Raw genomic sequence first — 23708 nt, 5'->3', positions numbered from 1 at the left:
GAGCGCCTTGAGGACGGAGCCCCCGCCCTGCGTGTCCGGTATGCGCCTCGTTTAGTATCACTACTCGCTTTGAGCGGATGCGGTCGCCTCGCTCGTAGCGTCTGCTTCGTCTCCGCAACCGTAATGAAGGGTCTCAGATTTGACAACAACAAACGCATTATCTTCAGAACGGCGAAGAACAAAGACCCGTCGCGTTAGTTGAGGGTCCTTAAATTTCTTACCCTCAGCAGAGCGAACGTTACTCCAGTCTTCACAGAACGTGATGGTTGCGCCGGTGTTGTATGAGACAGAACCATCGTCGTGCATGGTTCCATAGGTGACTGGATCGATGTTATTGAAGGCAATTTCGCCCTTGATAGGACCGTGGTTTTCTTCTGTGAACTTTTGAATATTCTCCACTTCCTCCTTTGTGTCTTCCAGGAAGGATTTATCCACGTATCGGAGCAGCTCTTCATCACTCGTGTGCTCCAGGCTCCCATGCATCCATGCATTCCAAACACGTCGGTACTGTTCCAACGCATCGTATGCAGCCTTGAGGGTCGCATCTGCTGCTTCCTTCGACGGGTTATCCAGATCAACGTTCGCACGAATCAGCACGGGCTCATAACCCGTCGGAGTGGGCGAAGGAGTGGGAGTTGCAGAAGCTTCCGCGCTTGCCGACTCAGCGCTCGCGGAGGTGGAAGCGCTCGATTCTGCGCTGACCTGCGCACCACCGGAACAAGCGGACAGGGTGAGCATCATTGCCGCAGAAAGCGCGGCAATAGAACTACGGTTAAACATCATTGTTGGTTCTTTTCTGGTGTGTGGTTGTGTAAACCGCCGAATTATCCACGCAACAACGTGTGGAATTCAGCGGAATGTTATCGGTTGATGCCATTACCCTAACATATATCCACAGAGCACACACCCCGGCTCACTATTTGTCCATATTGTCGAGATCCTGCTTGTTGCAGCGCAGATAAGGGATGCGGTACGTGCCTCATCGCTGTCTCCCCCTCACCGTGAGCGGTCTCTCGCCGAACCTGAACGTAGCCTGTGAACTGTGGTACCCTACTAGAAGCACAAAACCTTTAAATCCGTCCCGTGAGGCGGGGAAGGAGACGGCTATGCCTGGGTCAACTGTACCCACATCCGGCGCGAATCAGGGGCGAAATCTAACCGCAGCCCCCCATTCGGCAACCCCTCAAAGCACCTCCGAGGACGCGACCACCGTCGGCCGCACCATCCTCAGCGAGGACGAAATCCGCCGCGCCCTCACCCGCATCGCCTACGAAATTATTGAAACCAATAAAGGCGTAGAAAACCTCGTACTCATCGGCATCCGCTCCCGCGGCGTGCCCCTTGCCGTACGACTCGCCGCCCGCATCCAAGCCATCGAGCCGAACTTCAACGCAGAAACACGAATCGGCGCCCTGGACATCACCGCCTACCGCGACGACCAGCGAACCGGCGGCACCACCTCCCCAGACACCGCAGGGGAAAGCATCATGCCCACCATCGGCATTGAAGGCAAAACCGTAGTCCTCGTTGACGACGTCCTCTACTCCGGCCGTACCGTACGCGCCGCCCTCGACGCACTCAACGCCCACGGACGACCCGCCCTCGTACGCCTGGCAGTCCTCGTAGACCGCGGACACCGGCAACTACCCATCCGCGCCGACCACGTGGGCAAAAACCTGCCCACCAGCGCCAGCGAAACCGTGCGCGTCGTACTGACTGAAACCGACAACGCAACAGACCGAGTTGACATTATCCAGCTGGGAGGGCTCTCATGAAGCATCTGCTCGACACCCGCGAACTAACCCGCGAAGAAGCTATCGAAATCCTCGACGTCGCCGACTACATGGCGCAGGTCAAAGCCGAAAACCGCACCCTCAACGTGCTCAACGGCAAGACCGTCGTCAACCTCTTCTTCGAGGACTCCACCCGAACCCGCCTCTCCTTCGAAGCCGCGGAGAAGCGCCTGGGTGCAGCCGTCACCAACTTCTCCGCTTCTGGCTCCTCCCTGTCTAAGGGCGAGTCGCTCAAGGACACCGCGCAGACCCTCAAGGCGATTGCCGCGGATGCGTTCGTGATCCGCCACTCGGCATCCGGCGCACCGCAGCGCCTCGCCGAGGCAGGCTGGACCGACATTCCCGTGCTCAACGCGGGCGACGGCACCCACGCACACCCCACCCAGGCACTGCTCGACGCCGTATCCCTGCGCCAGTACAAGGCAGAACGCGACGGCCTCGACAGCCCTCGCGGCACCGACCTGTCCGGCATGCGTGTGCTCATCGTCGGCGACATCCTGCACTCGCGCGTGGCACGCTCCAACCTCTGGCTGCTGCACACCCTCGGCGCGCAGGTCGTCTTCGTCGCACCGCCGACCCTGCTGCCGCTGAACACCGCCTCCTGGGTTGAAGAAGCCGGCCTGGAAATCTTCCACGACTTCGACGAAGCCATCGCCACCAACCCCGACGCCGTCATGCTGCTGCGCATCCAGAAGGAACGCATGAACGCCGCGTACTTCCCCTCCGCAGAGGAATACACCGACCTGTGGGGCCTGACCGCCGAACGTTTCGCAACCCTGCAGGCGCAGCCGCAGCCGGTCGCAATCCTGCACCCGGGCCCCATGAACCGCGGCCTGGAAATCTGCACCGAAGCCGCTGACGCCACCAACTCCTGGGTCCTGCGCCAGGTCAGTAACGGCGTAGCGCTGCGCATGGCGGTGCTCTACCTGCTTCTGACCGACGGCTCCAGCGCCAAGCTCTACGCCGGCGACGAATCCTAAACGACCTTCCTAACGAGAGGAACCAACACCATGAGCAAGTACCTGATCAAGGGCGCAAGCCTCTACGGCGAAAAGGTCGCCGACATCCTCATCGAGGACGGCGTGATTAGCCGCATCGCAGAGAACATTGACGCCGCAGACGCACAGGTCGTCGAGGCGGCAGGCCAGGTGGCGCTGCCCGGCCTGGTCGACATTCACACCCACCTGCGTCAGCCCGGCTACGAGGCATCCGAAACCGTCGAGACCGGCACCCGCGCAGCAGCCCTGGGCGGCTACACCGCAGTGTTCGCCATGGCAAACTCCATGCCCGTGGCAGACACCGCCGCAGTCGTTGAGCAGGTTGACCGCCTCGGCAAGGAATCCGCATGGTGCCGCGTGCAGCCCATCGGCGCAGTGACCGTGGGTCTGAAGGGCGAGCGCCTCTCCGACATTGGGGGCATGGCGAACTCCACCGCGAATGTGCGCGTGTTCTCTGACGACGGCATGTGCGTGTACGACCCCGCCGTGATGCGTCGCGCCCTCGAATACGTCAAGACCTTCGACGGCGTTATTGCGCAGCACGCGCAGGAGCCGCGCCTGACCGAAGGCGCCCAGATGAACGAAGGTAAGGTGTCCGCTGATCTGGGTCTGACCGGTTGGCCCGCCGTCGCTGAAGAGGCAATCATTGCCCGCGACGTGCTGCTGACTGAGCACCTGGACTCCAAGCTGCACATCTGCCACCTGTCCACCAAGGGCTCCATTGAGGTTGTGCGCTGGGCTAAGTCCCGCGGCGTGAAGGTGACCGCGGAGGCAACCCCGCACCACCTGCTGCTCACCGACGAGACCGCACGCACCTACGACCCGATTTTCAAGGTGAACCCGCCGCTGCGCACCGAAGAGGACGTCATGGCGTTGCGTCAGGCTGTTGCTGACGGCATCATTGACGTGATTGGTACCGACCACGCACCGCACCCGGCAGAGACCAAGGAATGCGAGTGGGCGTGCGCCGCGAACGGTATGACCGGCCTGGAGCAGGCACTGTCCATCATCCAGATGACCCTGGTTGACACCGGCATGATTACCTGGCGCGATGTGGCACGCATCCTCTCCGAGGAGCCCGCGAAGATTGGTCGCCTAGATCACGAGCAGGGCCGCCCGCTTGCCGAAGGAGAACCGGCAAACATTGTGCTGGTCGACCCGAAGGCAACCCGCGTCATCAAGCCGGAGGAGCAGGCAACCAAGGGTAAGAACAACCCCTACCGCGACATGGAGGTGCCCGGCTCGATTCGTGCAACCTTCTACGCTGGCCACCCGACCGTGCTGAACGGCGAGCTGGCAACCCCGCGTCGCTAACCCGCGAAGCGAACGTACGTGGTGACCGTGCCTGGCGGTGGTAGGTTCACGCCTACCACCGCCTCGCCGGGAGCACCGCCCCCAACCTCACCAACCCAGGCCGAGATCATCGACCGAGACCCCAACCGAAAGAGAGAACCTTCGTGGGAAAGTTCCTGACTGCCGTCATCTGCATCGCCCTGGTCGCCCTGTGCATCTACGGCATGTGGCACGGATGGCGCTCGCGCCTGGCACGCCAGGCGAACATGTTCGGCTCCCTCAAGGAAGTTCCCGAACGCTACGAGGGCATGACCGCTGACGCCGCTTTCGAGGGCGAGTACGTCAGCACCACGATCTTCGGTAACTGGCTGGACCGTGTGGGTTTCGATTCGCTCGGCTTCAAGAGCAAGTCCACCCTGCTGATTTACCCGGACAGCATCATCTTCACCCGTAACGGCGCGAAGGACCTGTGGATTCCGGCGAAGAAGCTCTCGGTCATCACCACCGACCGAGGCATGGCCGGCAAGGTTGTGGAGAAGGACGGCCTGGTCGTCATCGGCTGGACCCTCGACGGTCACCGCGTGCAGACCGGCTTCCGCACCCGCTACGCTGAGGATAAGCAGGCGGCCCTGGAGGAGCTGCGCCGCATCGCCCCGAACGCGGTGGATGCGCCCGAGAAGTGGGCGGCAGAACCGGAAGCCTAAATCCCGGTGTAATATCCCGGCGCAATATCGCGGTGTAATATCCCTGCGCACCCATACCCATAGATTTAGCCTGACGGCAGGCGAACACCCCGCCGAAGGCACCATAGACTACCCCGGAACCTGCACGGTAGAGGCCGTACAGGAAGCGGGGGAGAACACCAGAGAAAAGGAAGAAGAGCATGACTGACATGACACGATCCGGCGCCCTGCGTACGGACCGCGCGCTGCTCGTCCTGGAGGACGGCACCGTCTACCGCGGCTACGGCTACGGCGCAACCGGCGCGTCCCTGGGCGAGGCGGTTTTCGCGACCGGCATGACCGGCTATCAGGAAACCCTGACCGACCCCTCCTACGCGGGTCAGATTGTGGTTCAGACCGCTCCCCATATTGGCAACACCGGCGTGAACACCACCGACGCTGAAGCCCCCAAGATTTGGGTTGCCGGCTACGTGGTTCGTGACGCCGCACGTGTGGCATCCAACTGGCGTTCTGAGCGCACCCTTGACGAAGAGCTCATCGAGCAGGGCATCGTCGGTATTCAGGGCATTGACACTCGCGCCCTGACCCGCCGCCTGCGTTCGAGCGGTTCGATGCGTGCGGGCGTGTTCTCCGGTGAGCACGCAGAACGCCCCGAAGCTGAACTGCTGGAGGAGGTGCGCGCCTCCGAGCCGATGGCTGGCCGTAAGCTCGCTGACTCCGTTTCGGTTGACACCGCCTACACCGTTGAGCCGCACCAGTTCAACTGGTTCGCACCTCCGGTCGCAACCATCGTCGCCCTGGACCTGGGCATTAAGGCGATGACCCCGCAGCGTTTCGCTGAGCGTGGCGTGCGCGTGCACGTGCTGCCCGCAAGCGCAACCCTCGAGGACATCTACTCCCACAACCCCGACGGAGTGTTCTTCTCCAACGGCCCCGGTGACCCGGCAACCGCTGACGAGCAGGTTGAGCTGCTGCAGGGCGTGCTGCGTAAGGGCACCCCGTTCTTTGGTATCTGCTTCGGTAACCAGCTGCTCGGCCGCGCGCTGGGCTTCGGCACCTACAAGCTGCCCTTCGGCCACCGCGGCATCAACCAGCCGGTCATGGACAAGACCACCGGCAAGGTTGAAATCACCGCGCATAACCACGGCTTCGCTGTGGACGCGCCGATTGGCGACTACGTAACCGCACCGAACGCCGAGTTCGGTCAGGTCATGGTCTCCCACGTGGGTCTGAACGACAACGTGGTTGAGGGCCTGACCTGTAAGGACATCCCCGCGTTCTCCGTGCAGTACCACCCCGAGGCTGCTGCGGGCCCGCACGATTCCGCCTACCTCTTTGACCGTTTCATCGACCTGATGGTCGCAACCAAGACTGCAAAGGAAGCATAAATGCCTCGTCGTACTGACCTTAATAGCGTCCTCGTCATCGGTTCCGGCCCCATCGTCATCGGTCAGGCTGCGGAATTCGACTACTCCGGCACTCAGGCACTGCGTGTGCTGAAGGAGGAAGGCGTACGCGTCATCCTCGTGAACTCGAACCCGGCAACCATCATGACCGACCCCGAGTTCGCGGACGCCACCTACATTGAACCCATCACCCCCGAGGTGATTGAGAAGATTATCGAGAAGGAAAAGCCGGACGCAATCCTGCCGACCCTGGGTGGTCAGACCGCGCTGAACGCGGCTATCTCCCTGGATGAGCGCGGCGTGCTCGCCAAGTACAATGTTGAGCTGATCGGCGCGAACATTGAGGCGATTAACCTCGGTGAGGACCGTGAAGCATTCAAGGGCGTGGTGGAGCGCGCCGGCGGCGAGTCTGCACGCTCGGTGATTGTTCACTCCATGCCGGAGGCGCTGGAAGCCGCTAAGGAGCTGGGCTACCCGATGGTGGTCCGCCCCTCCTTCACCATGGGTGGTCTCGGCTCGGGTATGGCGTACAACGAGGAAGACCTCTACCGTATTGCTGGCGCCGGTATTCAGTACTCGCCGACCAGCGAGGTCCTGCTGGAGGAGTCCATCCTCGGCTGGAAGGAATACGAGCTGGAGATGATGCGTGACACCAACGACAACGTCGTGGTCGTCTGCTCCATCGAAAACTTCGACCCCGTGGGCGTGCACACCGGTGACTCCATCACCGTGGCACCCGCACTGACCCTGACCGACCGCGAGTTCCAGAAGCTGCGCGATATCGCAATCAACGTGATTCGTGAGGTTGGCGTGGACACCGGTGGTTGTAACATCCAGTTCGCGATTGACCCGAAGACTGGCCGCATCATCGTCATTGAGATGAACCCGCGCGTGTCTCGTTCCTCGGCGCTCGCGTCGAAGGCTACCGGCTTCCCGATTGCGAAGATTGCGACCAAGCTGTCCCTAGGTTACACCCTGGATGAGATTCCGAACGATATCACCCAGAAGACCCCGGCGTCCTTCGAACCGACCCTCGATTACGTGGTCGTGAAGGTTCCGCGCTTCGCGTTTGAGAAGTTCCCGGCTGCTGACCCGACCCTGACCACCACCATGAAGAGTGTTGGCGAGGCTATGGCTCTGGGCCGTAACTTCACTGAGGCTCTGCAGAAGGCGATGCGTTCGCTGGAGCAGAAGGGTGCGTCCTTCTCGTTCAAGCCGCTGTCCCTGTCTGAGGCTGAGCTGGCTGAGCTGATTGAGAAGACGAAGGTTCCTACCACTCAGCGTATCTACCAGGTTCAGCAGGCTCTGCTGGCTGGTGCTACCGTGGAGCAGTTGCACGAGGCGACCAAGATTGACCCGTGGTTCCTGGATCAGCTGGTGCTGCTGAATGAGGTTGCCGGTGTGGTTCACGCTAAGCGTGACAACCTCGACCCGGAGACCTTGAAGCTGGCTAAGCGCCACGGTTTCTCGGACGCTCAGATTGCTGAGATTATCGGCTCTTCTGAGGATGTTGTGCGCGGTGTGCGCCACGCTCTGGGTATCCGCCCGGTCTTCAAGACTGTTGATACCTGTGCTGCCGAGTTTGAGGCGTTCACTCCGTACCACTACTCCTCCTACGATCTGGAGGATGAGGTTGCGCACCACGAGAAGCCCTCGATTATGATTCTGGGTTCGGGCCCGAACCGTATCGGTCAGGGTATTGAGTTCGACTACTCCTGTGTGCATGCTTCGCTGGTGCTGCGTTCGCTCGGCTACGAGACCGTCATGGTCAACTGCAACCCTGAGACTGTTTCGACTGACTACGATATTTCGACTCGCCTGTACTTCGAGCCGCTGACCCTTGAGGATGTGCTTGAGATTGTTGAGTCGGAGCGTCGTACCGGCGGTCTGATGGGCGTGTTCGTGCAGCTGGGCGGTCAGACTCCGCTGAAGCTGGCTCGTGCCCTGAAGGATGCGGGCGTGCCGATTCTGGGCACCACCCCCGAGGCTATTGACCTGGCTGAGGACCGCGGCGAGTTCTCCCGTGTGCTGGAGGAGGGCGGCCTGATTTCGCCCAAGAACGGTACCGCGTTCACTTTCGAGGGTGCTAAGCGCATCGCTGACGAGATTGGTTACCCGGTTCTGGTTCGTCCTTCGTACGTGCTGGGTGGCCGTGGCATGGAGATCGTCTACGATGAGGCGAACCTGGCACGCTACCTGGAGAACGCTACCGAGGTTTCGCCTTCGCAGCCCGCTCTGATTGATAAGTTCCTTGAGGACGCTATCGAGATTGACGTTGACGCCCTGTTCGACGGCGATGAGCTGTACCTGGGCGGCGTCATGGAGCACATTGAGGAAGCCGGTATTCACTCGGGTGACTCTTCCTGTACTCTGCCTCCGATTACTCTCGGCCCGGACATCATCGCGAAGGTGAAGGACGCTACCGAGAAGATTGCTCGCGGCACCGGTGTGCGCGGCCTGATTAACATTCAGTTCGCGTACGTGTCTGAGAACCTGTACGTGATTGAGGCGAACCCGCGTGCGTCTCGTACTGTTCCGTTCGTGTCGAAGGCTACCGGCGTGCAGATGGCTAAGGCTGCTGTGCTGATTGGTCTGGGCAAGAGCATTGCTGAGCTGAAGGCTGAGGGTTACCTGCCGTCGAACATGGATGGCGCGTCCCTGCCTGAGGAAACTGCGATTGCTGTGAAGGCTGCGGTTCTGCCGTTCGCTCGTTTCCGCACCCCCGAGGGTGTTGTGGTGGATTCGCTGCTGAGCCCGGAGATGCGTTCGACCGGTGAGGTCATGGGTCTGGATAAGCACTATGACACCGCGTTCGCGAAGGCTCAGGCTGGTGCTGGTTCGCCGCTGCCGACTTCCGGTAAGGTGTTCATTTCGGTGGCTAACCACGATAAGCGTAACGTCATTATTTACGCGAAGATGCTGGAGTCGCTGGGCTTTGAGATCGTTTCGACCGGTGGTACCGCTGAGATTCTGCGTCGTAACGGCTTGAACTCGGTGATTGTGGCTTCGAAGTTCGCTGAGGCGAATGGCGACCACTCGATTGTGGATATGGTCCGCAATGGTGATATTGACCTGATTCTGAACACCCCTGCCGGTGGTGCTGCTCGTAGCGATGGTTACGAGATTCGTGCCGCTGCGGTTTCGGTGGGCTGCCCGGTCATGACTACCATTTCTGAGTTCGCTGCGGCTGTTCAGGCGATTAACGCTCTGCGTGAGCACAGCTGGGACATCATGAGCCTGCAGGAGCACGGCGTTCAGCTGGCTGCCGCTGTGGATGCTCGTTCTGAGGGTGGCGAGGCGTAATGTCCGCTGCTTTTGGTGATCGTCTGGCGAAGGCGATGGCGGAGCGCGGCCCCCTGTGTGTGGGTATTGACCCGCATCCGAACCTGCTGGAGCAGTGGGGTCTTGAGGATTCCGCTGCCGGCCTGGTTGCTTTTACTGAGGCGGTCTATGAGGGTTGCGCCCCGTTTGCGGCGGCGTTGAAGCCTCAGGTGGCGCTGTTTGAGCGTCACGGTTCGGCTGGTCTTGCTGTGCTGGAGGCGCTGTTTGCCCGCGCTGCCGCTGATGGTGTGCTGATTGTTGCTGACGCTAAGCGCGGCGATATCGGTTCGACCATGAAGGCGTATGCGGATGCGTGGCTCGGCTCCTCGTCGCCGCTGGGTACCGATTCGGTGACTTTGAGCCCGTATCTGGGTTTTGAGTCGCTGCGTCCGGCGCTGGATTTGGCTGATGAGAATGACCGCGGCACGTTCGTGCTGGCGCTGACCTCGAACCCTGAGGGTAAGAGCGTTCAGCATGTGGGCGCGTCGGAGTCTGGTCATTCCGGCGAGTCTGGGGGCGCTGTGGCTAAGCGTATTATCGCTGCGGCTACCGCTGAGAATGCTTCCCGCCAGTGGGAGCAGATGGGCCCGTGCGGCCTGGTGGTTGGTGCGACTGTTGGTCAGGCGCTGGTTGATTTGGGTATTGATCTGAGCGTGTTCAACGGCCCGATTCTGTCGCCGGGTTACGGCGCGCAGGGCGCTTCGGCGGCTGATTTGTACCGCGTGTTTGCTGGCGTTGAGTCGCAGGTGCTGGTGAATTCCAGCCGTGGCGTGCTGGCTGCTGGCCCGTCGGTTGAGGGTTTGGCGCAGGCTGCGCAGGCGGCTCGTGATGACCTGCTGGCGGCTCGCGGCGCATAGTTCGCGTGCTGTGTGAGAGGGGCGTGTGCTCCGAGTGGATTCTGTTGAGGGTCTGCTCGGGGTGCACGCCCTTTGTGCGTACCTGGTTTTTCTATTGGTGGTTTGTGCCGGTAGCGCGGCAGTTTTGGGTGTTTTATCGCATTTTTTCGGTACATCCGCATGCATAATTTTGCCGCCGCATACTCGCACCGATGCGAGTTTGCTCACCTCTGCGGTGGGGGAGTGCGCCCGCTCTGCAAGGTGCGTGTGTGGCTCCACTTTTGATAGGGCGAATACTCCGCTATGCTATAGGGGTACTCCCTGATATTTACGTGCTGACGTGCGTAGACGCATTGTTGGTGCGTGGGTGAGTGCCGCGGGTGGAACGAGGGTTCTCGTGCTATCCGTGTTACATTGGTTGATAAGTAAAATTCTATAACTCGCAGAAATGGGGGACCCAACCATGCCGCTGACTCCGCTAACTGAGGATGCGCGCGCCTCCGCCCGCGAGAAGGCAGTACTTGCCCGAGCACACCGCCAGGAAATTAAGCGTGCACTGAGTGACCGTGAACTTTCCGTGCGTCAGGTGCTCGATATGGTCGATTCCGACCCTGCACTGGCTAAAATGCCGGTGGGGCAGATGCTGCGCGCACTTCCGGGCATTGGTGCCGTTCGAGCTGAACGCATCATTGAAGAACTTCATATTGCACCGACTCGCCGCCTTGGCGGCCTGGGTGTACACCAGCGTCGCAAGATGGTGGAGTACTTCAACCGTAATTCGCGGTATTTGAACCGTGCACGTCGCAGGACTAATACTCTGCCTCCTGAATCTTCTCAGTCCTAACACATCGTGCCTTCAGTCGATGAAGGCGCAGTAAGGAAGCTATGTCTCAGCCGACTCTCACCGTACTGGCTGGCCCCACTGCTGTTGGCAAGGGTACGGTGTGCCAGTACATTCGTGAGAACTACCCGAACGTGTGGTTCTCTGTTTCCGCTACTACTCGTGATCCTCGCCCCGGTGAGGTTGACGGTACTCACTACTATTTCGTTTCGATGGAAGAGTTTGACCAGATGATCGCTGACGGTCAGATGCTTGAGTGCGCTGTGGTGCACGGTAAGAACAAGTACGGTACTCCGCGCGCTAAGGTCCAGGAGGCCCTGGATGCTGGCCGCCCGGTGATCCTTGAGATTGACTTGCAGGGTGCTCGCCAGATTCGCGAGACCATGCCTGATGCTCGCCTGATTTTCTTGGCTCCTCCGAGCTGGGATGAGCTGGTGTCACGTCTGGTGGGTCGAGGTACCGAGAGTGAGCAGGAGCAAGCTCGTCGCCTTGAAACCGCGAAGGTTGAGTTGGCTGCTGAGAAGGAATTTGACGTCACGGTCGTCAACGACTCTGTTGAGCGTGCAGCGAAGGAGATTGCTGAGCTGATTGGCGCCGCCTAATCTGCATGCTTTGCGTTTGCGGTGGGGCTAGAGTTTCTTCCGACCTGTAGTTCTGCCGTGAGGCGTTGTGAAGGGTGGGGGTTTCGAAGAGTTTTCTTCGGGCCCCCACCTTTTTGTCTGAGCTGACACCTTTTGTCCGGGCTGGTACGTGCGTTTTAGCCGTTGAGAGGGTAGAATAGTTCTTTAGTTTTGACCGTGCCCTCAGTGTGCCCGGTTTGCGCCATAGCGCGAACGGTGTGCGGGGGTGTTCGGTACGTACATTCCATCAAGCTATTTGGAGTTTTTAGTGGCAAACGAAATCAAGGAACACGAGGACTACAACTTCGTTGACGGTGTCGCTCCCGAGGGCATCGTGAGCCCCAGCGCTGACGCGCTGATTGAGAAGGCGGAGTCCAAGTACGGCCTGGTGATTTTCGGTGCCCGCCGTGCACGCCAGATTAACGCGTACTACGCTAACCTGCAGGACAATACTGCTGCGCACGTTGGCCCGCTGGTTGACGCTGAGTCGAACGAGAAGTCTCTGTCGGTGGCAATGCGTGAAATCATTGCTGACCGTGTTGTGGCGGAGCACCGCCCGGACGCTAAGTTCGACGAGGACGGCTACCCGATTCCCGAGGATCTGTCCGCTGTGATTGATTTCAGCGCGGCTGAGTTCTCTGGCGCTATCGAGGAGGAGTACATCCCCGCAGGTAGCGAAGAGGTTATTGCCATCGAAGAGGTTATCCTCGACGAGTCCGCTGAGTAATCTGCTTCTACAAGGATTCTTTGACGTACCATGCGCATTATCGTTGGTATTGGAGGGGGCATTGCTGCGTATAAGGCGGCGATGCTCCTTCGTCTTTTTGCGAAGAATGGCGACGAAGTTATCGCCATGCCCACCCCGAACGCGACGAAGTTCGTGGGTGTTCCCACCCTGGAGGCGCTGAGCGGCAACCCCGTCTCGACGGACGTGTTTGACCGCGTGCCGGAGGTGAACCATGTGCGTCAGGCCGAGCAGGCTGACGCTGTGGTGATTGCCCCGGCAACCGCTGATTTGCTGGCTCGTTTGGCGGCTGGTCGTGCGGATGATCTGCTGTCCTCTACGGTGTTGACGACGCACGCGCCGGTGATTTTGGCGCCGGCGATGCACACCCAGATGTGGGAGCATCCGGCGACTCAGGCGAACGTGCAGACTCTGCGTTCGTGGGGTTATCACGTGATTGAGCCTGCGATTGGGCGTTTGACAGGCCCGGATTCTGGTCCGGGTCGCATGCCCGAGCCGGAGGATATTTTCGCGGTGGCGCTGGATGTGATTGCTCGCTTCCCGAAGGGGCAGGTGCACCCGGTGTACACGCCCGGTTACGCGCCGACTGAGCCCCTGTACACGGGTACGGAGCAGGAGCGTATGGCAGCGGCGCGTGCGGCGACGCTGACTTCGGCGCTGCTGGGGCAGGTTGATGCAGGCCAGGGTGAACCCGGCCAGGCAACTGGCGCATCCGAACCGCTGCGTGGTCCTCTGTCCGGCCGCCTCGTGGTCATTACCGCTGGCGGCACCCGTGAGGCACTGGACCCGGTACGCTTCCTCGGCAACCGTTCGACCGGCAAGCAGGGCGTGGCGCTCGCGGAGGCGGCACGCGACCTGGGCGCGACCGTGCACCTGATCGGTGCGAACCTTGAGGTTCCCGCGCCGGAGGGCGTGCAGGTGACCCGCGTGGTGAGCGCCCTGGAGCTGCGTGAGGCGACTCTTGAGGCGAGCGCGGCGGCGGATGTGCTGATCATGTCTGCGGCGGTGGCTGATTTTAGGCCCGCCGAGTTTGCCGAGTTCAAGATTAAGAAGAGCGCCGATTCTGAGGATGCGCCGGTGATTCATCTGGTGCGCAACCCGGATATTCTGCGTGAGGTCGTGGTGCGCCGCCAGCAGGCTCATGAGGCGGGGGAGAGCACCCTCGGTCCGAAGCTCATTGTTGGTTTTGCAGCGGAGACCGGCTCGGCGGAGAAGACTCCGCTGGAGCTGGGTCGTGAGAAGCTACAGCGTAAGGGCACGGACTTCTTGGCGGTCAATACGGTGGGTGTGAATCGTGGTTTCGGCACGGACGATAACACGATTACGCTACTGTCGACTCTGAATGATGAGGCGCCGGTGTTCTCCGGTTCGAAGAAGGAGCTGTCGGCGCGTCTGTTGGAGCATGTGGCGGCTTTCCTGCCTGAGCTTTCTGCCTGAGTTTTCTGTCTAAGGCAACCTGGCGTATCCGCGTAGAGTTTCGGAGCGTTCATAGTCCGTAGCGTTTATAGTGTGGAGCCCGTGCGGTACTTCCTGTAGGAGGTATCGTGCGGGCTTTGCTGTACCCTCCGTGGCTCCGCCGCCCGCCTCTTTCTGTAGACCGCCGCTTTTTGTAGACTCCCTTGGGGGAGCATTATGCGCAAGCACTTGTGATGCGGGTTTCTTTCTCTCCAGCGTCCACCGCGGGAGCGTCTCATATTTCTGTCATACTGGTGAAATTTCTGACCGTACCCCAGAACCGTCTGATAAAGGTCTAGTATCATGGCATAGAGAGTATTTCGCGTTGAAGGGGAAGAAGCACCATGTCCGAGAATCAGAGCAAGCCCGCCACGGTACAGCCCGTCCAGAGCGAGGAACGTCCTCAGATTCTGGTAATCACCGGTATTTCCGGTGCAGGCCGCAGCACTGTCGCAAATGTACTGGAGGATGAGGGCTGGTACGTTATTGATAACATCCCGCCGCAGATGCTCGGTTCCCTGGCTGAGCTGGTGACCCGCGACGGTGCGCGAGTGCCGAAGGTGGCGCTCGGTATTGACGTTCGTGCCCGCGCGTTGTTCTCCGATCTTCCCGCTGCGATTGAGACTTTGCGCAAGTCCGATATTGACTTTTCCATGCTCTTCCTTGACGCCAAGGACGAGACCATTATTGCCCGCTACGAGGCTCAGCGCCGCCCGCACCCGCTGCAGGGTGAGGGCCGCGTCCTCGACGGTATCCGCGCTGAACGCACTCTCTTCGAAGGTCTGCGCCTCGCTTCTGACCGCACCATTGACACCACCGGCATGAACGTTCACGAGCTGGCTCGTACCGTGCGTGAAATGTTCGCTGAAGGTGCGGATAAGAAGCTGAACCTGACCGTGATGAGCTTCGGCTTCAAGTACGGCGCACCTTCGGACGCTAACTACATGGCTGATATGCGTTTCATCCCGAACCCGCACTGGGTTCCGGAGCTGCGCCCCCTGACCGGTCAGGACGCCCCGGTGCGCGATTACGTGCTGGAGCACGCTGGTACCGAGGAGTTCATCAGCAACTACCTTGCGGCTCTTCGCCCCGTGCTTGAGGGCTACCGCCGTGAGGGTAAGTACTACGCCACCATCGCAATTGGCTGCACCGGTGGTAAGCATCGTTCCGTGGCTGTGACGGAGGAACTGGCTCGTCGTCTCTCTGCTTTCGGTGAGCTGAACGTGAATGTTCAGCACCGCGACAAGGGCCGCGAGTAGGTTCCGCCCGACGCGTTCCAACCACCGCGCCGTGTTTCATTAGCCGCCGTCCGGCCCCGCACCCGTGGGGCCGGCATACCATTCCTTCCGGGTATGTGAGGTATTACTATGTCCACCCATTCGACCAGTTATGACACTCAGGGTATTCCGCGCCTGCCGGCTCTGCCGACTCAGGCTTTGCGTCTGTTGAAGACCACGCACCGTTCGCCGAAGGTCACGGCGATGGGCGGCGGTCACGGTCTGTACGGTTCCCTGTCTGCGTTGCGCCACGTCACGCCTGATTTGACGGCTGTTGTGACGGTTGCTGACGATGGCGGCTCGTCGGGTCGTTTGCGTGAGGAGATGGGTATTCTCCCTCCGGGAGATTTGCGTATGGCGCTTTCTGCGCTCTGTGATGACACCGATTGGGGTCGCACGTGGCGTGATGTGATGCAGCATCGTTTTAGCGCACCCGAGGGTTATGAGGGTGAGTTCCCGCTGGATTATCACGCGCTCGGTAACCTGCTGATTGCTACTCTCTGGCAGCTGCTGGATGACCCGGTTGCGGGTCTGGACTGGGCGGGTGCGCTGCTGAATGCGCGCGGCCGCGTGCTGCCGATGGCGCTGGATCCGATGGTCATTTACGGCACCGTGTTGCGTGAGCATAACGGCGGCGGTATTGAGCGTGTGAAGGTGGTCGGCCAGGTGAACCTCTCGAAGGAGGAGCGGGTTCACGATATTGGTCTATCTCCCGCAAATGCGCGTCCTTGCCCGGAGGCGCTCTCCGCTATTGAGGAGTCCGACTGGATTGTTTTGGGTCCGGGTTCGTGGCGTACGTCGGTTCTGCCGCATCTGCTGTTGGACGCTCAGCGTGAGGCGATTATCCGCACGGAGGCGCGCCGCTGCGTGGTCATGAACCTCTCCGACGATAAGGAGACGGTCGGCTTCACCCCGGCAACGCACCTGGATTTGTTGCGCCAGTACGCCCCGAAGCTTCACCTTGACGCGGTGATTGCTGACGCTGACATGCAGGCTGATCACCGTTCCGAGCTGGAGCGTGAGGCTTCTGCGATGGGTGCGAAGGTTGTGTGGGCGCATCTGCGTTCGAGTTCCCAGCCGAATGTGCACGACCCGCTGAAGCTTGCGGCTGCGTATAACGAAGCGTTTGAGCTGAGCGCCTAGCGCTTTAGCTGGCGCATCCTAACGCTCAATCCTCACCGGTTTGCTTCACCGCGCGTGTGCGGTATGAGTCCGGTTGTTGCGCGCGCCTCTCCCGCATTTCCCCGAATTTATAGACTCTTAGACACTACGCCCAGAAGGACCTGGTCATGGCATTAACCACGCTCGTCAAGGACGAACTCGCCAACTACGAGGCAACGAAAGTCTCTGCTCGTAAGGCAGAAATCTCTACGATTCTGCGTTTTACCGGAGGCCTGCACATTGTCTCGGGGCGAATCGTGGTGGAGTCTGAGGTCGACCACGAGGCAACCGCCCACCGCATGCGCCGCACCATCGCGGAGATTTACGGCCACGACTCTGAGCTGACCAGCGTCAGCGGTGGTGGCCTGCGTCGAGGCGGCCGCTACATTGTGCGTGTGGATCACGGCGGTGAGGCGCTGGCTCGCCAGACCGGTCTGCTGGATCTGCGTGGCCGCCCGGTGCGTGGCCTGCCGCCGGCCGTGGTGAACGGCTCCCTGCAGGACGCTGAGGCGGTCATGCGCGGTGCGTTCTTGGCGCACGGTTCGCTGACTGAGCCGGGTCGTTCCTCCTCCCTGGAGATTACCTGCCCCGGCCCGGAGGCGGCGCTCGCGCTGGTGGGTGCGGCTCGTCGCCTGGACATTATTGCGAAGGCACGCGAGGTGCGCGGCACCGACCGTGTGGTGGTCCGTGACGGCGAGACGATTTCGCAGCTACTGGAGCGTATGGGCGCGACCGGCACCCTGACCACGTGGCGTGAGGCGCGCACCCGCAAGGAGGTTCGTGCGACCGCGAACCGTCTGGCGAATTTTGATGATGCGAACCTGCGCCGTAGCGCTCAGGCGGCTGTTGCGGCGAGCGCCCGCGTGGAGCGTGCCCTGCAGATTCTGGGTCATGAGGCGCCGGATCATCTGCGCTACGCCGGTGAGCTGCGTGTGCTGCATAAGCATGCGTCGTTGGATGAGCTGGGTCGTCTGGCTGATCCGCCGATGACGAAGGACGCGATTGCGGGCCGTATTCGTCGCCTGCTGGTGATGGCTGATAAGCGTGCTTCGGAGCTGGGTATTCCGGGTACTGAACTGCCGCGCGAAGACTAAGCGAAGGCTAGATTCTGCTCATAAACGGTGCGGGCAGCTCGTGTGGCTGAGGTGTTTGTGACGGTTTTGTGACAAACCAAACCCCTCCGTTTTTGAACAAAAACCGCATATTTTTCAAAAATGAGCCTGTGGATGGCCCCTTTCGCGTTGTGCGAGGGGAGTTATCCACAGGTTCTTTGCGTGCGCTCGTGCGTTCGCGCGCGTGAGCCTAGGGTAGGGGTATGACGAGCATGACCCCCAACCCCGACCAGAACGCTGTACAGAGCCCTGTGCAGGACAGTGCAGCCCAGCAGGGCGGTGCGCAGCGTAGCGCCCGCTCCCTGATGAACAGCCTCTACCGTAGCCCCCGCGCCCGCAAGAACGGTGCGCCGGATGCTGAGGACACCGTGCCGCTGGCTATTGCTGCTGAGGTAACGCCCGCGGAGGCGCCTGCCGAAGAAACACCTGCCGAGCCCGCGGCATCCCAGCCGGAGTCGAATGGCTGGGCTGACTGGGATCAACAGCCCGATTGGAATGAGGTGGACGACTGGGCGGAGTGGGAGCAGGCCGATCAGCCCGGCACCACACGCAGTACCCGTTGGGGCTTGTCGCCGCGCGTGCTGCTTCTGGTGGCGGTGCTGGCGTTGGTTGCCGTGGTGTGGGGTGTGACCCAGTTTTCGGCGGCGCCGCGTGCCGAGCAGGTCGCCTCCCCGAGTGCTTCCGCCGAGTCGGTGCAGGCGGTGGGTGCCCAGCAGAGCCCCGGAACTCAACCCGGCACCCAGTCCGGTGCTCAGTCCACTGCTCAGCCGGGCGCTAACCCAAGTGAATCCGCGCAGGGTGGCGCCTCCGGTGAGGCTACCGTGCGGGTGCACGTGGCGGGTGCCGTGAACAACCCTGGCGTGTACACGCTGCCCGCGCAGGGTCGTGCCGTGGATGCGATTGCCGCCGCCTCCGGTGCCGCCGCGGATGCTGATCTGGACCGCGTGAATCTTGCCGGTGCGCTCAGTGACGGGGTGCAGATTTATGTGCCGCATCGTGGTGAGACGGCTGCTCCGGCGCAGATTCAGCCCAATGGTGGCACGGCAAATGCGGGTCAGGGTAACGCGGCGAATGGTGCAGCGCAGAACGGTGCATCTCAGGGTGGCGCTCAGCCTCAGCCTGCGCGCACGCTAACTCCTGCGGGCAGCGCGCAGAAGGGTTCAACCCCGGTGAACATTAACACCGCCACCGCTGAGGAGCTGCAGACCCTGCCGCGTATTGGTCCGGCAATGGCTCAGCGCATTATTGCCTGGCGTGAGGCGCACGGCGGTTTCCGTAGCGTAGATGAGCTGGATGCGGTGCCCGGCATTGGTCCGTCGATGCTGGAGAATCTGCGCCCGCTGGTGACGGTCTAATGCGCAGGCAGAATCACAGGCCGAACCGACAGCAGAACCGACAGCAGGCAGGGGAGCGGGAGCTATTTCCCGGTTCCTTGCGCCTCACCCGGCGCCTCACCCGTTCCGCGGCTACGGCGTATGACCGCGCCCGCTACCGCTGGAGCATCGGTGCTGAGCGGTGGCGCACCCGCCGCGACGAGCAGGAGCTGCGCGCCCAGGGAAGCCTCATTCACCTGGACCTTCGCCTGAGTTTTACGGTGCTGGTGCTGTGGGCGTTTACCGCGGCGGCGCTGACGGTGGGCACGTGGCGGGTGGCGCATCCGCTGGCGTGCGTGCTCATTGCCTTGCTGGGGTGCCTGGCGATTCTGCTGTTCTTCCCGCCGCGCGCGGTGATGCCCTACAGCCTGCTCTTTCGCACGACCGGTCAGCTGGTTTTTCTGGCGTGTATCGTGACGGTTCAGGCGGTGCTTCTGTGCGCTACGGGGGTGGATGCATCCCGCGCTACCCTGCAGCAGGCGCAGGGTGCCTCGCTTCGTCTGAATGGCACGGTGGAGCAGGTCCGCCGCATGGATCCGCGAACTACTCTGGTGGTTATTAAGCTGGAGGAAATTCAGGGGCGGAGCGTGCGTGCGCTGGTGAATGAGCGGGTGCGCGTGTACCGGCGTGACGGTTCGGCAAAGAGCGCCGCGCGCAGTCTGGAGGCAAGTTCGGAGGCGAGCGCGGAAGTAAGCTCGGCGGCTAAGCAGCGGGGGAGCGGCACCGCGCGCTCGCAAGTGATTTATCCGGGCATGAAGGTGACCGCCCTCGGCACCGTGGAGTTCAACGGCTCCACGGCGAAGCTGAGCGGCGCGACTATTTTCCCGATGCCCGCACCCGCCTATGGCGCCGGATCGAACGCCTCGGGCGCCGCCCGGACTGAGGAGGAGCCGTACCTGTCCACGCTCAAGGAACAACTGCGCACCCGCGCCCTGGATACCCTGGGCACGGAATCGGCGGCACTAGTTTTGGGCACCGCCTACGGGGACGACTCGCTGATGAGTTCCACCGCGCGGGAGGACTATAAGCTCAGCGGGCTCAGCCATATTACGGCGGTGTCCGGGGCGAATATTGCCATCGTGTTTTTGGGTGCGTACCGGCTGGTGTTGGCGATTCGTCCGTACCGCTTCGCCAGCGCGTACCTGCTGTTCCGCTCGTTGAGGCAACGGCTGCGAGGGAGAGGCACGGGTCATTCTCGCCGCCCCGCGTACCCCCGGCATCCCGCCCAGCCCCAACACTCTATCCAACCCCATCAACCTACCCCGCCAAACGCCCAACCCCTGCCGCCGCTCGTGCACCGGCTGAGCACCCTCGCCATTCCGCACCGCGTCATGGTGCTGTGCGGGGTTGCGGCGGTGCTCGCCTACGCCATGCTGCTGGATTCTGAGGGTTCCGTGATTCGTTCCCTCGCCATGGGTCTGCTCGGTGCCTACGCGATGCTGCGCGGTTCGGGCCGCCAGTCCCTAGCGGCTCTGCAGACCACGGTGCTGATGTGTCTGCTTGCCGCCCCGCACCTCGCCGTGGATATAGGGTTTGCCCTGTCGGTGACGGCGACCTCCGCGCTGATTCTGCTGGGTCCGCCGCTGATTCGCCTGCTCATGCGCGTCATGCCGGTGTTCTGCGCGGAAATGCTCGCCGCGCCGATTGTGGCGTCCCTGTGGTGTACTCCGCTGATTTTGGCGATGAGCGGTAAGGTGCCGCTCTACTCGGTTCCGGCGAATCTGGTAGCCGCTCCTTTGGCGCCGCTGAGTATGCTCGCCGGGCTGGCTGCGCTCGGATTAATGCTCCTGGGTCTGCCTGCTCTGGCGGATGTGTGCCTTCGTGCCGGTGGCCTTGCCGCGCAGGGCATCGAGTGGGCGGCACACACTGCCGCGCACGCGCCGGGTAACCCCTGGGAGCCCGGTTCGAGCGTCCCGGCAGTGGTGTGTAGCGCCCTCTGCGTGCTGGCGTTGAGCGTAGCCCTCTGGTGGGTGGATGCGCGCCGCTACCGCGCGGTCACGCACCGGCAGTATTTGCGGGTGGTACCGCGCACCGCGCCCTCCTATTAGCGCCCCGATCAGCCCGCCCGTTCCTAACCGACTCACTGCGGGCATCTAACCCTGACCGACTACCCCTAACCACCGCTAGGAGGCATCTGAGAAGAAAACGCTATGATGGATACTCGAGACTCTACCCGCGCAGCACCCCCGTGCGCAGCGGGGCCGAGTTTAGCCCGTACCCTGCAGATAAAGGCGAGTGATAAGCGTGTCCGAGCGTAAGCGTGCAACCCAGCGTGGTGGTTCCCGAGGCTACGCCCGCCGAGGCGGCCCCGCCCTCGACACCGCGTGGCGTACCGTCACCCCGGCACCCGCCGTCATGCTCTACGGCCCCGAAGAGTACTTTGCTTCCCGAGCTGCGGCACGCCTGCGTGAGCTGTTCCGCAGCATCCACCCGGAGGTGGACCGCGTTCAGATTAACGCCGCCACCTACACGGCGGGGGAGCTGATCCTGCACGCTTCGCCCTCCCTGTTCGGTTCGGCAAAGATCATTGAGGTTGAGAACGTCGCCTCTATGAGCGACGAGTTTTTGACCGATACGCTCGCCTACCTGAACGCCCCCGAGCCGGACATTATGCTCATTCTGAACCACTCGGGCGGTAACCGCGGCAAGAAGCTCATCGACCTGGTGCGCTCCCAGTTCGTGCTCATTAACTGCAAGGCGCTCAAGACCGATCGTGAGAAGAGCGAGTTCTTGGCGGGGGAGTTCGCCGCCGCTCAGCGCCCGATTACCGGCGGCGCCCTGGCGTTGCTGACGGCCGCCGCCTCCGACACTGCGGAGCTTGCCGCCGCATGCCAGCAGCTACTCTCAGACGTACCCGGCGAAATCACTGAGGAGGCGGTGAACCGCTACTACGGCGGCCGCACCGAAGTCACCGCATTCCGCGTCAGTGACGCCGCGATTTCCGGTAACGCCCCGGAGGCTCTGCGTCTGCTCCGCCACTCCCTCGCCACCGGCACGGAGCCGATTCCGATGCTGGGTGCGCTCGCCATGCGTATCCGCAATATTGCGCGCGTGCACCACGTGCGTTTGAGCGCTAACGAACTGGCGCGCGAGGTGGGCATGGCGCCGTGGCAGGTAGAACAGGCTCAGCGTGACGGCCGCCGTTTTACCGGCGCCCAGTTGGCGCATATTGTGCAGCTTCTGGCTGATGCGGACGCGCAGCTGAAGGGCGAGTCGCAGGACGCGGTGTATGCGGTGGAGCAGGCTGTTTTGGCGATTGCTCTACCTCCGCGCCTGTAATGCATAATAGAGCCCATGCTCGAAATTCTGAAGAAAATTTTCTTTGCCCTGCTGCCCTTCCTGCAGAAGGCGGCAGAGGATGCCCTCAATGACGCTACTGCGTCTAAGGGCGGCTCCGAGTCCTCCCAGAAGAGCGAGTCCCACAAGGGCGAATCTCGTCAGGGTGAGGCTCGTACCTCCGGCTCTTCGGCGCCTAAGCCGAGCGCCTCGAAGTCTTCCTCGGCACCTAAGCCTTCCGCACCGGCTTCGACCGGCGCATCCGACGGTTCGGATTACCCGGGCGATTACCGCGACATGATCAACTTTGAGTACTCGCCCTCCCTGGACGGCGACGCTGACCCGGGTGAAATCGTGTGGACGTGGGTTCCTTTCGAGGAGGACCACTCGCAGGGTAAGGACCGCCCGGTGCTTCTGGTGGGTCGTGACGGTGAGTACCTGCTGGCGCTGATGATGACCAGTAAGGACCACAATAACCGTGAGCACGCTGATTCGAACTACCTTGATATTGGTTCGGGTCCGTGGGATCCGCAGGGCCGCGCCTCTGAGGTGAAGCTGAACCGTGTGATTCGTGTTCGCCCGGATGCGATGCGCCGCGAGGGTGCGATTATGCCGGAGGATACGTTCCGCCTGATTGAGCGTGCGTGGACTCGCCATAACGGCTAACGCCCTGTGCCGGTAGTTTTGCCGGTGACCGGTGCCGGTAATCTGCGCCGGATGTGGAGGCTGCGTGTAGTGGTTTTCACAGTATTTTTCTCTCCGCGAGGGTCTGTCGTGGAGGCTGTTCATCTGGTATTATGTGTGGTTGAGTGTCCGATGGTCATCGGGCACTGCTGGCCGGTTGCCATAGGCATCCCCACGCCGCTCAGTCGATGATCGGCCAGCGTCGCCCTCACCGACCAATAAGACAAAACAGAAAGTTTAATTGTGGCTAACATTAAGTCTCAGAAGAAGCGTATCCTCACCAACGAGAAGGCTCGCCTGCGTAACAACGCTGTAAAGTCCGAGCTGAAGACCGCGACCCGCAAGGTCAAGGCTGCTGTTGAGGCACAGAACCAGGAAGCTGCTGTTGAGGCTCTGCGTTTTGTGAACCGTAAGCTGGACAAGGCTGTTTCCAAGGGTGTTCTGCACAAGAAGACCGCTGCAAACAAGAAGTCCGGTCTTGCTGCGCTCGTCAACAAGGCTTTCTAAAACTTGCGGGGTACCTAAGTACCTCTCTGGTTTAAGGGCAGAGACCCCCTGTGTTCCCCCTCCTCTAAGGGGAACGCAGGGGGTTTCTTTTTCGTGTATACTTGGGTTCAAGGAGTTAAACGACCCCTCTGAAACCCTGAGCCTCACCTATTGGTGTGGCAATAACGCTCGGGCGGCCGCGGCTTTATGCATCGGTCTAGAAGACACCGGAGGCACCACCGGTTAACTCCTCATAACTTTTGTGAAAGGCATCCTGCTAAGTGCGGGGTGCCTTTTGCTATGCCCGCACGCTGTGGTTTTATGACGCCCGGATTTTTTGGGGGGGGG

At 61.4% G+C, this 23708-nt stretch carries 20 protein-coding genes; 19 read left to right on the top strand and 1 reads right to left on the bottom strand.

The genetic code is table 11. The annotated features are described in order from the left end of the window. Positions 1 to 60 precede the first annotated feature (60 nt). Entirely contained in the window at positions 61 to 783 is a 723-nt protein-coding gene (locus HMPREF2528_RS07475; protein ID WP_070543577.1) for a hypothetical protein, read from the bottom strand. Between the two features lie 323 nt (positions 784 to 1106). Between HMPREF2528_RS07475 and pyrR the strand changes: the two genes are divergently transcribed. The 19 genes from pyrR (at position 1107) to rpsT (ending at position 23381) form a co-directional block, all read left to right on the top strand. Beyond that, positions 1107 to 1775 carry a bifunctional pyr operon transcriptional regulator/uracil phosphoribosyltransferase PyrR gene (gene pyrR / locus HMPREF2528_RS07470; RefSeq protein WP_049345471.1) on the top strand — a complete coding sequence of 223 codons (669 nt, stop codon included), beginning with the start codon at positions 1107 to 1109 and terminating at the stop codon, positions 1773 to 1775. Next, positions 1772 to 2773, top strand: a complete 1002-nt coding sequence (locus tag HMPREF2528_RS07465) for an aspartate carbamoyltransferase catalytic subunit (protein WP_049337443.1) — start codon at positions 1772 to 1774, stop codon at positions 2771 to 2773. The genes pyrR and HMPREF2528_RS07465 overlap by 4 nt, the downstream gene beginning before the upstream one ends. A gap of 30 nt (positions 2774 to 2803) precedes the next feature. Then, a complete protein-coding gene (locus HMPREF2528_RS07460) occupies positions 2804 to 4105 on the top strand; it encodes a dihydroorotase (protein WP_070543575.1) in 1302 nt (433 codons plus the stop codon). Positions 4106 to 4248: 143 nt separating this feature from the next. After that, complete coding sequence (locus tag HMPREF2528_RS07455; RefSeq protein ID WP_070543573.1) at positions 4249 to 4788, top strand: PH-like domain-containing protein; 540 nt, start codon at positions 4249 to 4251, stop codon at positions 4786 to 4788. Between the two features lie 179 nt (positions 4789 to 4967). Next, positions 4968 to 6155 carry a glutamine-hydrolyzing carbamoyl-phosphate synthase small subunit gene (gene carA / locus HMPREF2528_RS07450; protein ID WP_070543571.1) on the top strand — a complete coding sequence of 396 codons (1188 nt, stop codon included), beginning with the start codon at positions 4968 to 4970 and terminating at the stop codon, positions 6153 to 6155. Further along, positions 6156 to 9476, top strand: coding sequence for a carbamoyl-phosphate synthase large subunit (gene carB, locus HMPREF2528_RS07445; protein ID WP_070543569.1), 3321 nt, complete (start codon positions 6156 to 6158; stop codon positions 9474 to 9476). Beyond that, positions 9476 to 10351: an orotidine-5'-phosphate decarboxylase gene (gene pyrF / locus HMPREF2528_RS07440; protein WP_070543567.1), complete on the top strand. Its 876-nt coding sequence runs from the start codon at positions 9476 to 9478 to the stop codon at positions 10349 to 10351. Before carB ends, pyrF begins: the two co-directional genes overlap by 1 nt. A 442-nt stretch (positions 10352 to 10793) precedes the next feature. Beyond that, positions 10794 to 11174 (top strand): integration host factor, actinobacterial type, encoded by a 381-nt coding sequence (gene mihF / locus HMPREF2528_RS07435; RefSeq protein ID WP_005505949.1) that lies wholly within the window; start codon positions 10794 to 10796, stop codon positions 11172 to 11174. 41 nt (positions 11175 to 11215) lie between these two features. After that, positions 11216 to 11773 (top strand): guanylate kinase, encoded by a 558-nt coding sequence (gmk, locus tag HMPREF2528_RS07430; RefSeq protein WP_070543565.1) that lies wholly within the window; start codon positions 11216 to 11218, stop codon positions 11771 to 11773. A gap of 286 nt (positions 11774 to 12059) precedes the next feature. Further along, positions 12060 to 12518, top strand: coding sequence for a DNA-directed RNA polymerase subunit omega (rpoZ, locus tag HMPREF2528_RS07425; protein WP_044150418.1), 459 nt, complete (start codon positions 12060 to 12062; stop codon positions 12516 to 12518). A gap of 30 nt (positions 12519 to 12548) precedes the next feature. Beyond that, positions 12549 to 13973, top strand: a complete 1425-nt coding sequence (locus HMPREF2528_RS07420; RefSeq protein ID WP_070543563.1) for a bifunctional phosphopantothenoylcysteine decarboxylase/phosphopantothenate synthase — start codon at positions 12549 to 12551, stop codon at positions 13971 to 13973. Positions 13974 to 14335: 362 nt separating this feature from the next. Then, the gene (gene rapZ / locus HMPREF2528_RS07415; RefSeq protein ID WP_070543561.1) at positions 14336 to 15250 is read left to right on the top strand and encodes an RNase adapter RapZ; all 915 of its coding nucleotides are present in this window, start codon (positions 14336 to 14338) and stop codon (positions 15248 to 15250) included. A 108-nt stretch (positions 15251 to 15358) separates the two neighbouring features. Further along, positions 15359 to 16411, top strand: coding sequence for a gluconeogenesis factor YvcK family protein (yvcK, locus tag HMPREF2528_RS07410; protein ID WP_070543559.1), 1053 nt, complete (start codon positions 15359 to 15361; stop codon positions 16409 to 16411). A gap of 146 nt (positions 16412 to 16557) precedes the next feature. Next, positions 16558 to 17523, top strand: coding sequence for a DNA-binding protein WhiA (whiA, locus tag HMPREF2528_RS07405; RefSeq protein WP_070543557.1), 966 nt, complete (start codon positions 16558 to 16560; stop codon positions 17521 to 17523). 221 nt (positions 17524 to 17744) lie between these two features. Further along, positions 17745 to 18896: a helix-hairpin-helix domain-containing protein gene (locus HMPREF2528_RS07400; protein ID WP_070543555.1), complete on the top strand. Its 1152-nt coding sequence runs from the start codon at positions 17745 to 17747 to the stop codon at positions 18894 to 18896. A 77-nt stretch (positions 18897 to 18973) separates the two neighbouring features. Further along, complete coding sequence (locus tag HMPREF2528_RS07395; protein WP_246823913.1) at positions 18974 to 20962, top strand: ComEC/Rec2 family competence protein; 1989 nt, start codon at positions 18974 to 18976, stop codon at positions 20960 to 20962. Between the two features lie 196 nt (positions 20963 to 21158). Then, on the top strand, positions 21159 to 22193 hold the full coding sequence (gene holA, locus HMPREF2528_RS07390) for a DNA polymerase III subunit delta (protein WP_070543550.1): 1035 nt from the start codon (positions 21159 to 21161) through the stop codon (positions 22191 to 22193). Between the two features lie 15 nt (positions 22194 to 22208). Next, complete coding sequence (locus HMPREF2528_RS07385) at positions 22209 to 22856, top strand: type II toxin-antitoxin system PemK/MazF family toxin (RefSeq protein WP_070543548.1); 648 nt, start codon at positions 22209 to 22211, stop codon at positions 22854 to 22856. A gap of 261 nt (positions 22857 to 23117) precedes the next feature. Next, entirely contained in the window at positions 23118 to 23381 is a 264-nt protein-coding gene (gene rpsT, locus HMPREF2528_RS07380; protein ID WP_049346199.1) for a 30S ribosomal protein S20, read from the top strand. The last annotated feature ends 327 nt before the right edge of the window (positions 23382 to 23708 follow it).

Source organism: Rothia sp. HMSC078H08, from assembly GCF_001808955.1.
Taxonomy (GTDB): Bacteria; Actinomycetota; Actinomycetes; order Actinomycetales; family Micrococcaceae; genus Rothia.
The sequence above is the reverse complement of the archived record's forward strand: the minus strand, read 5'-3'. Positions and strand labels throughout refer to the sequence as shown.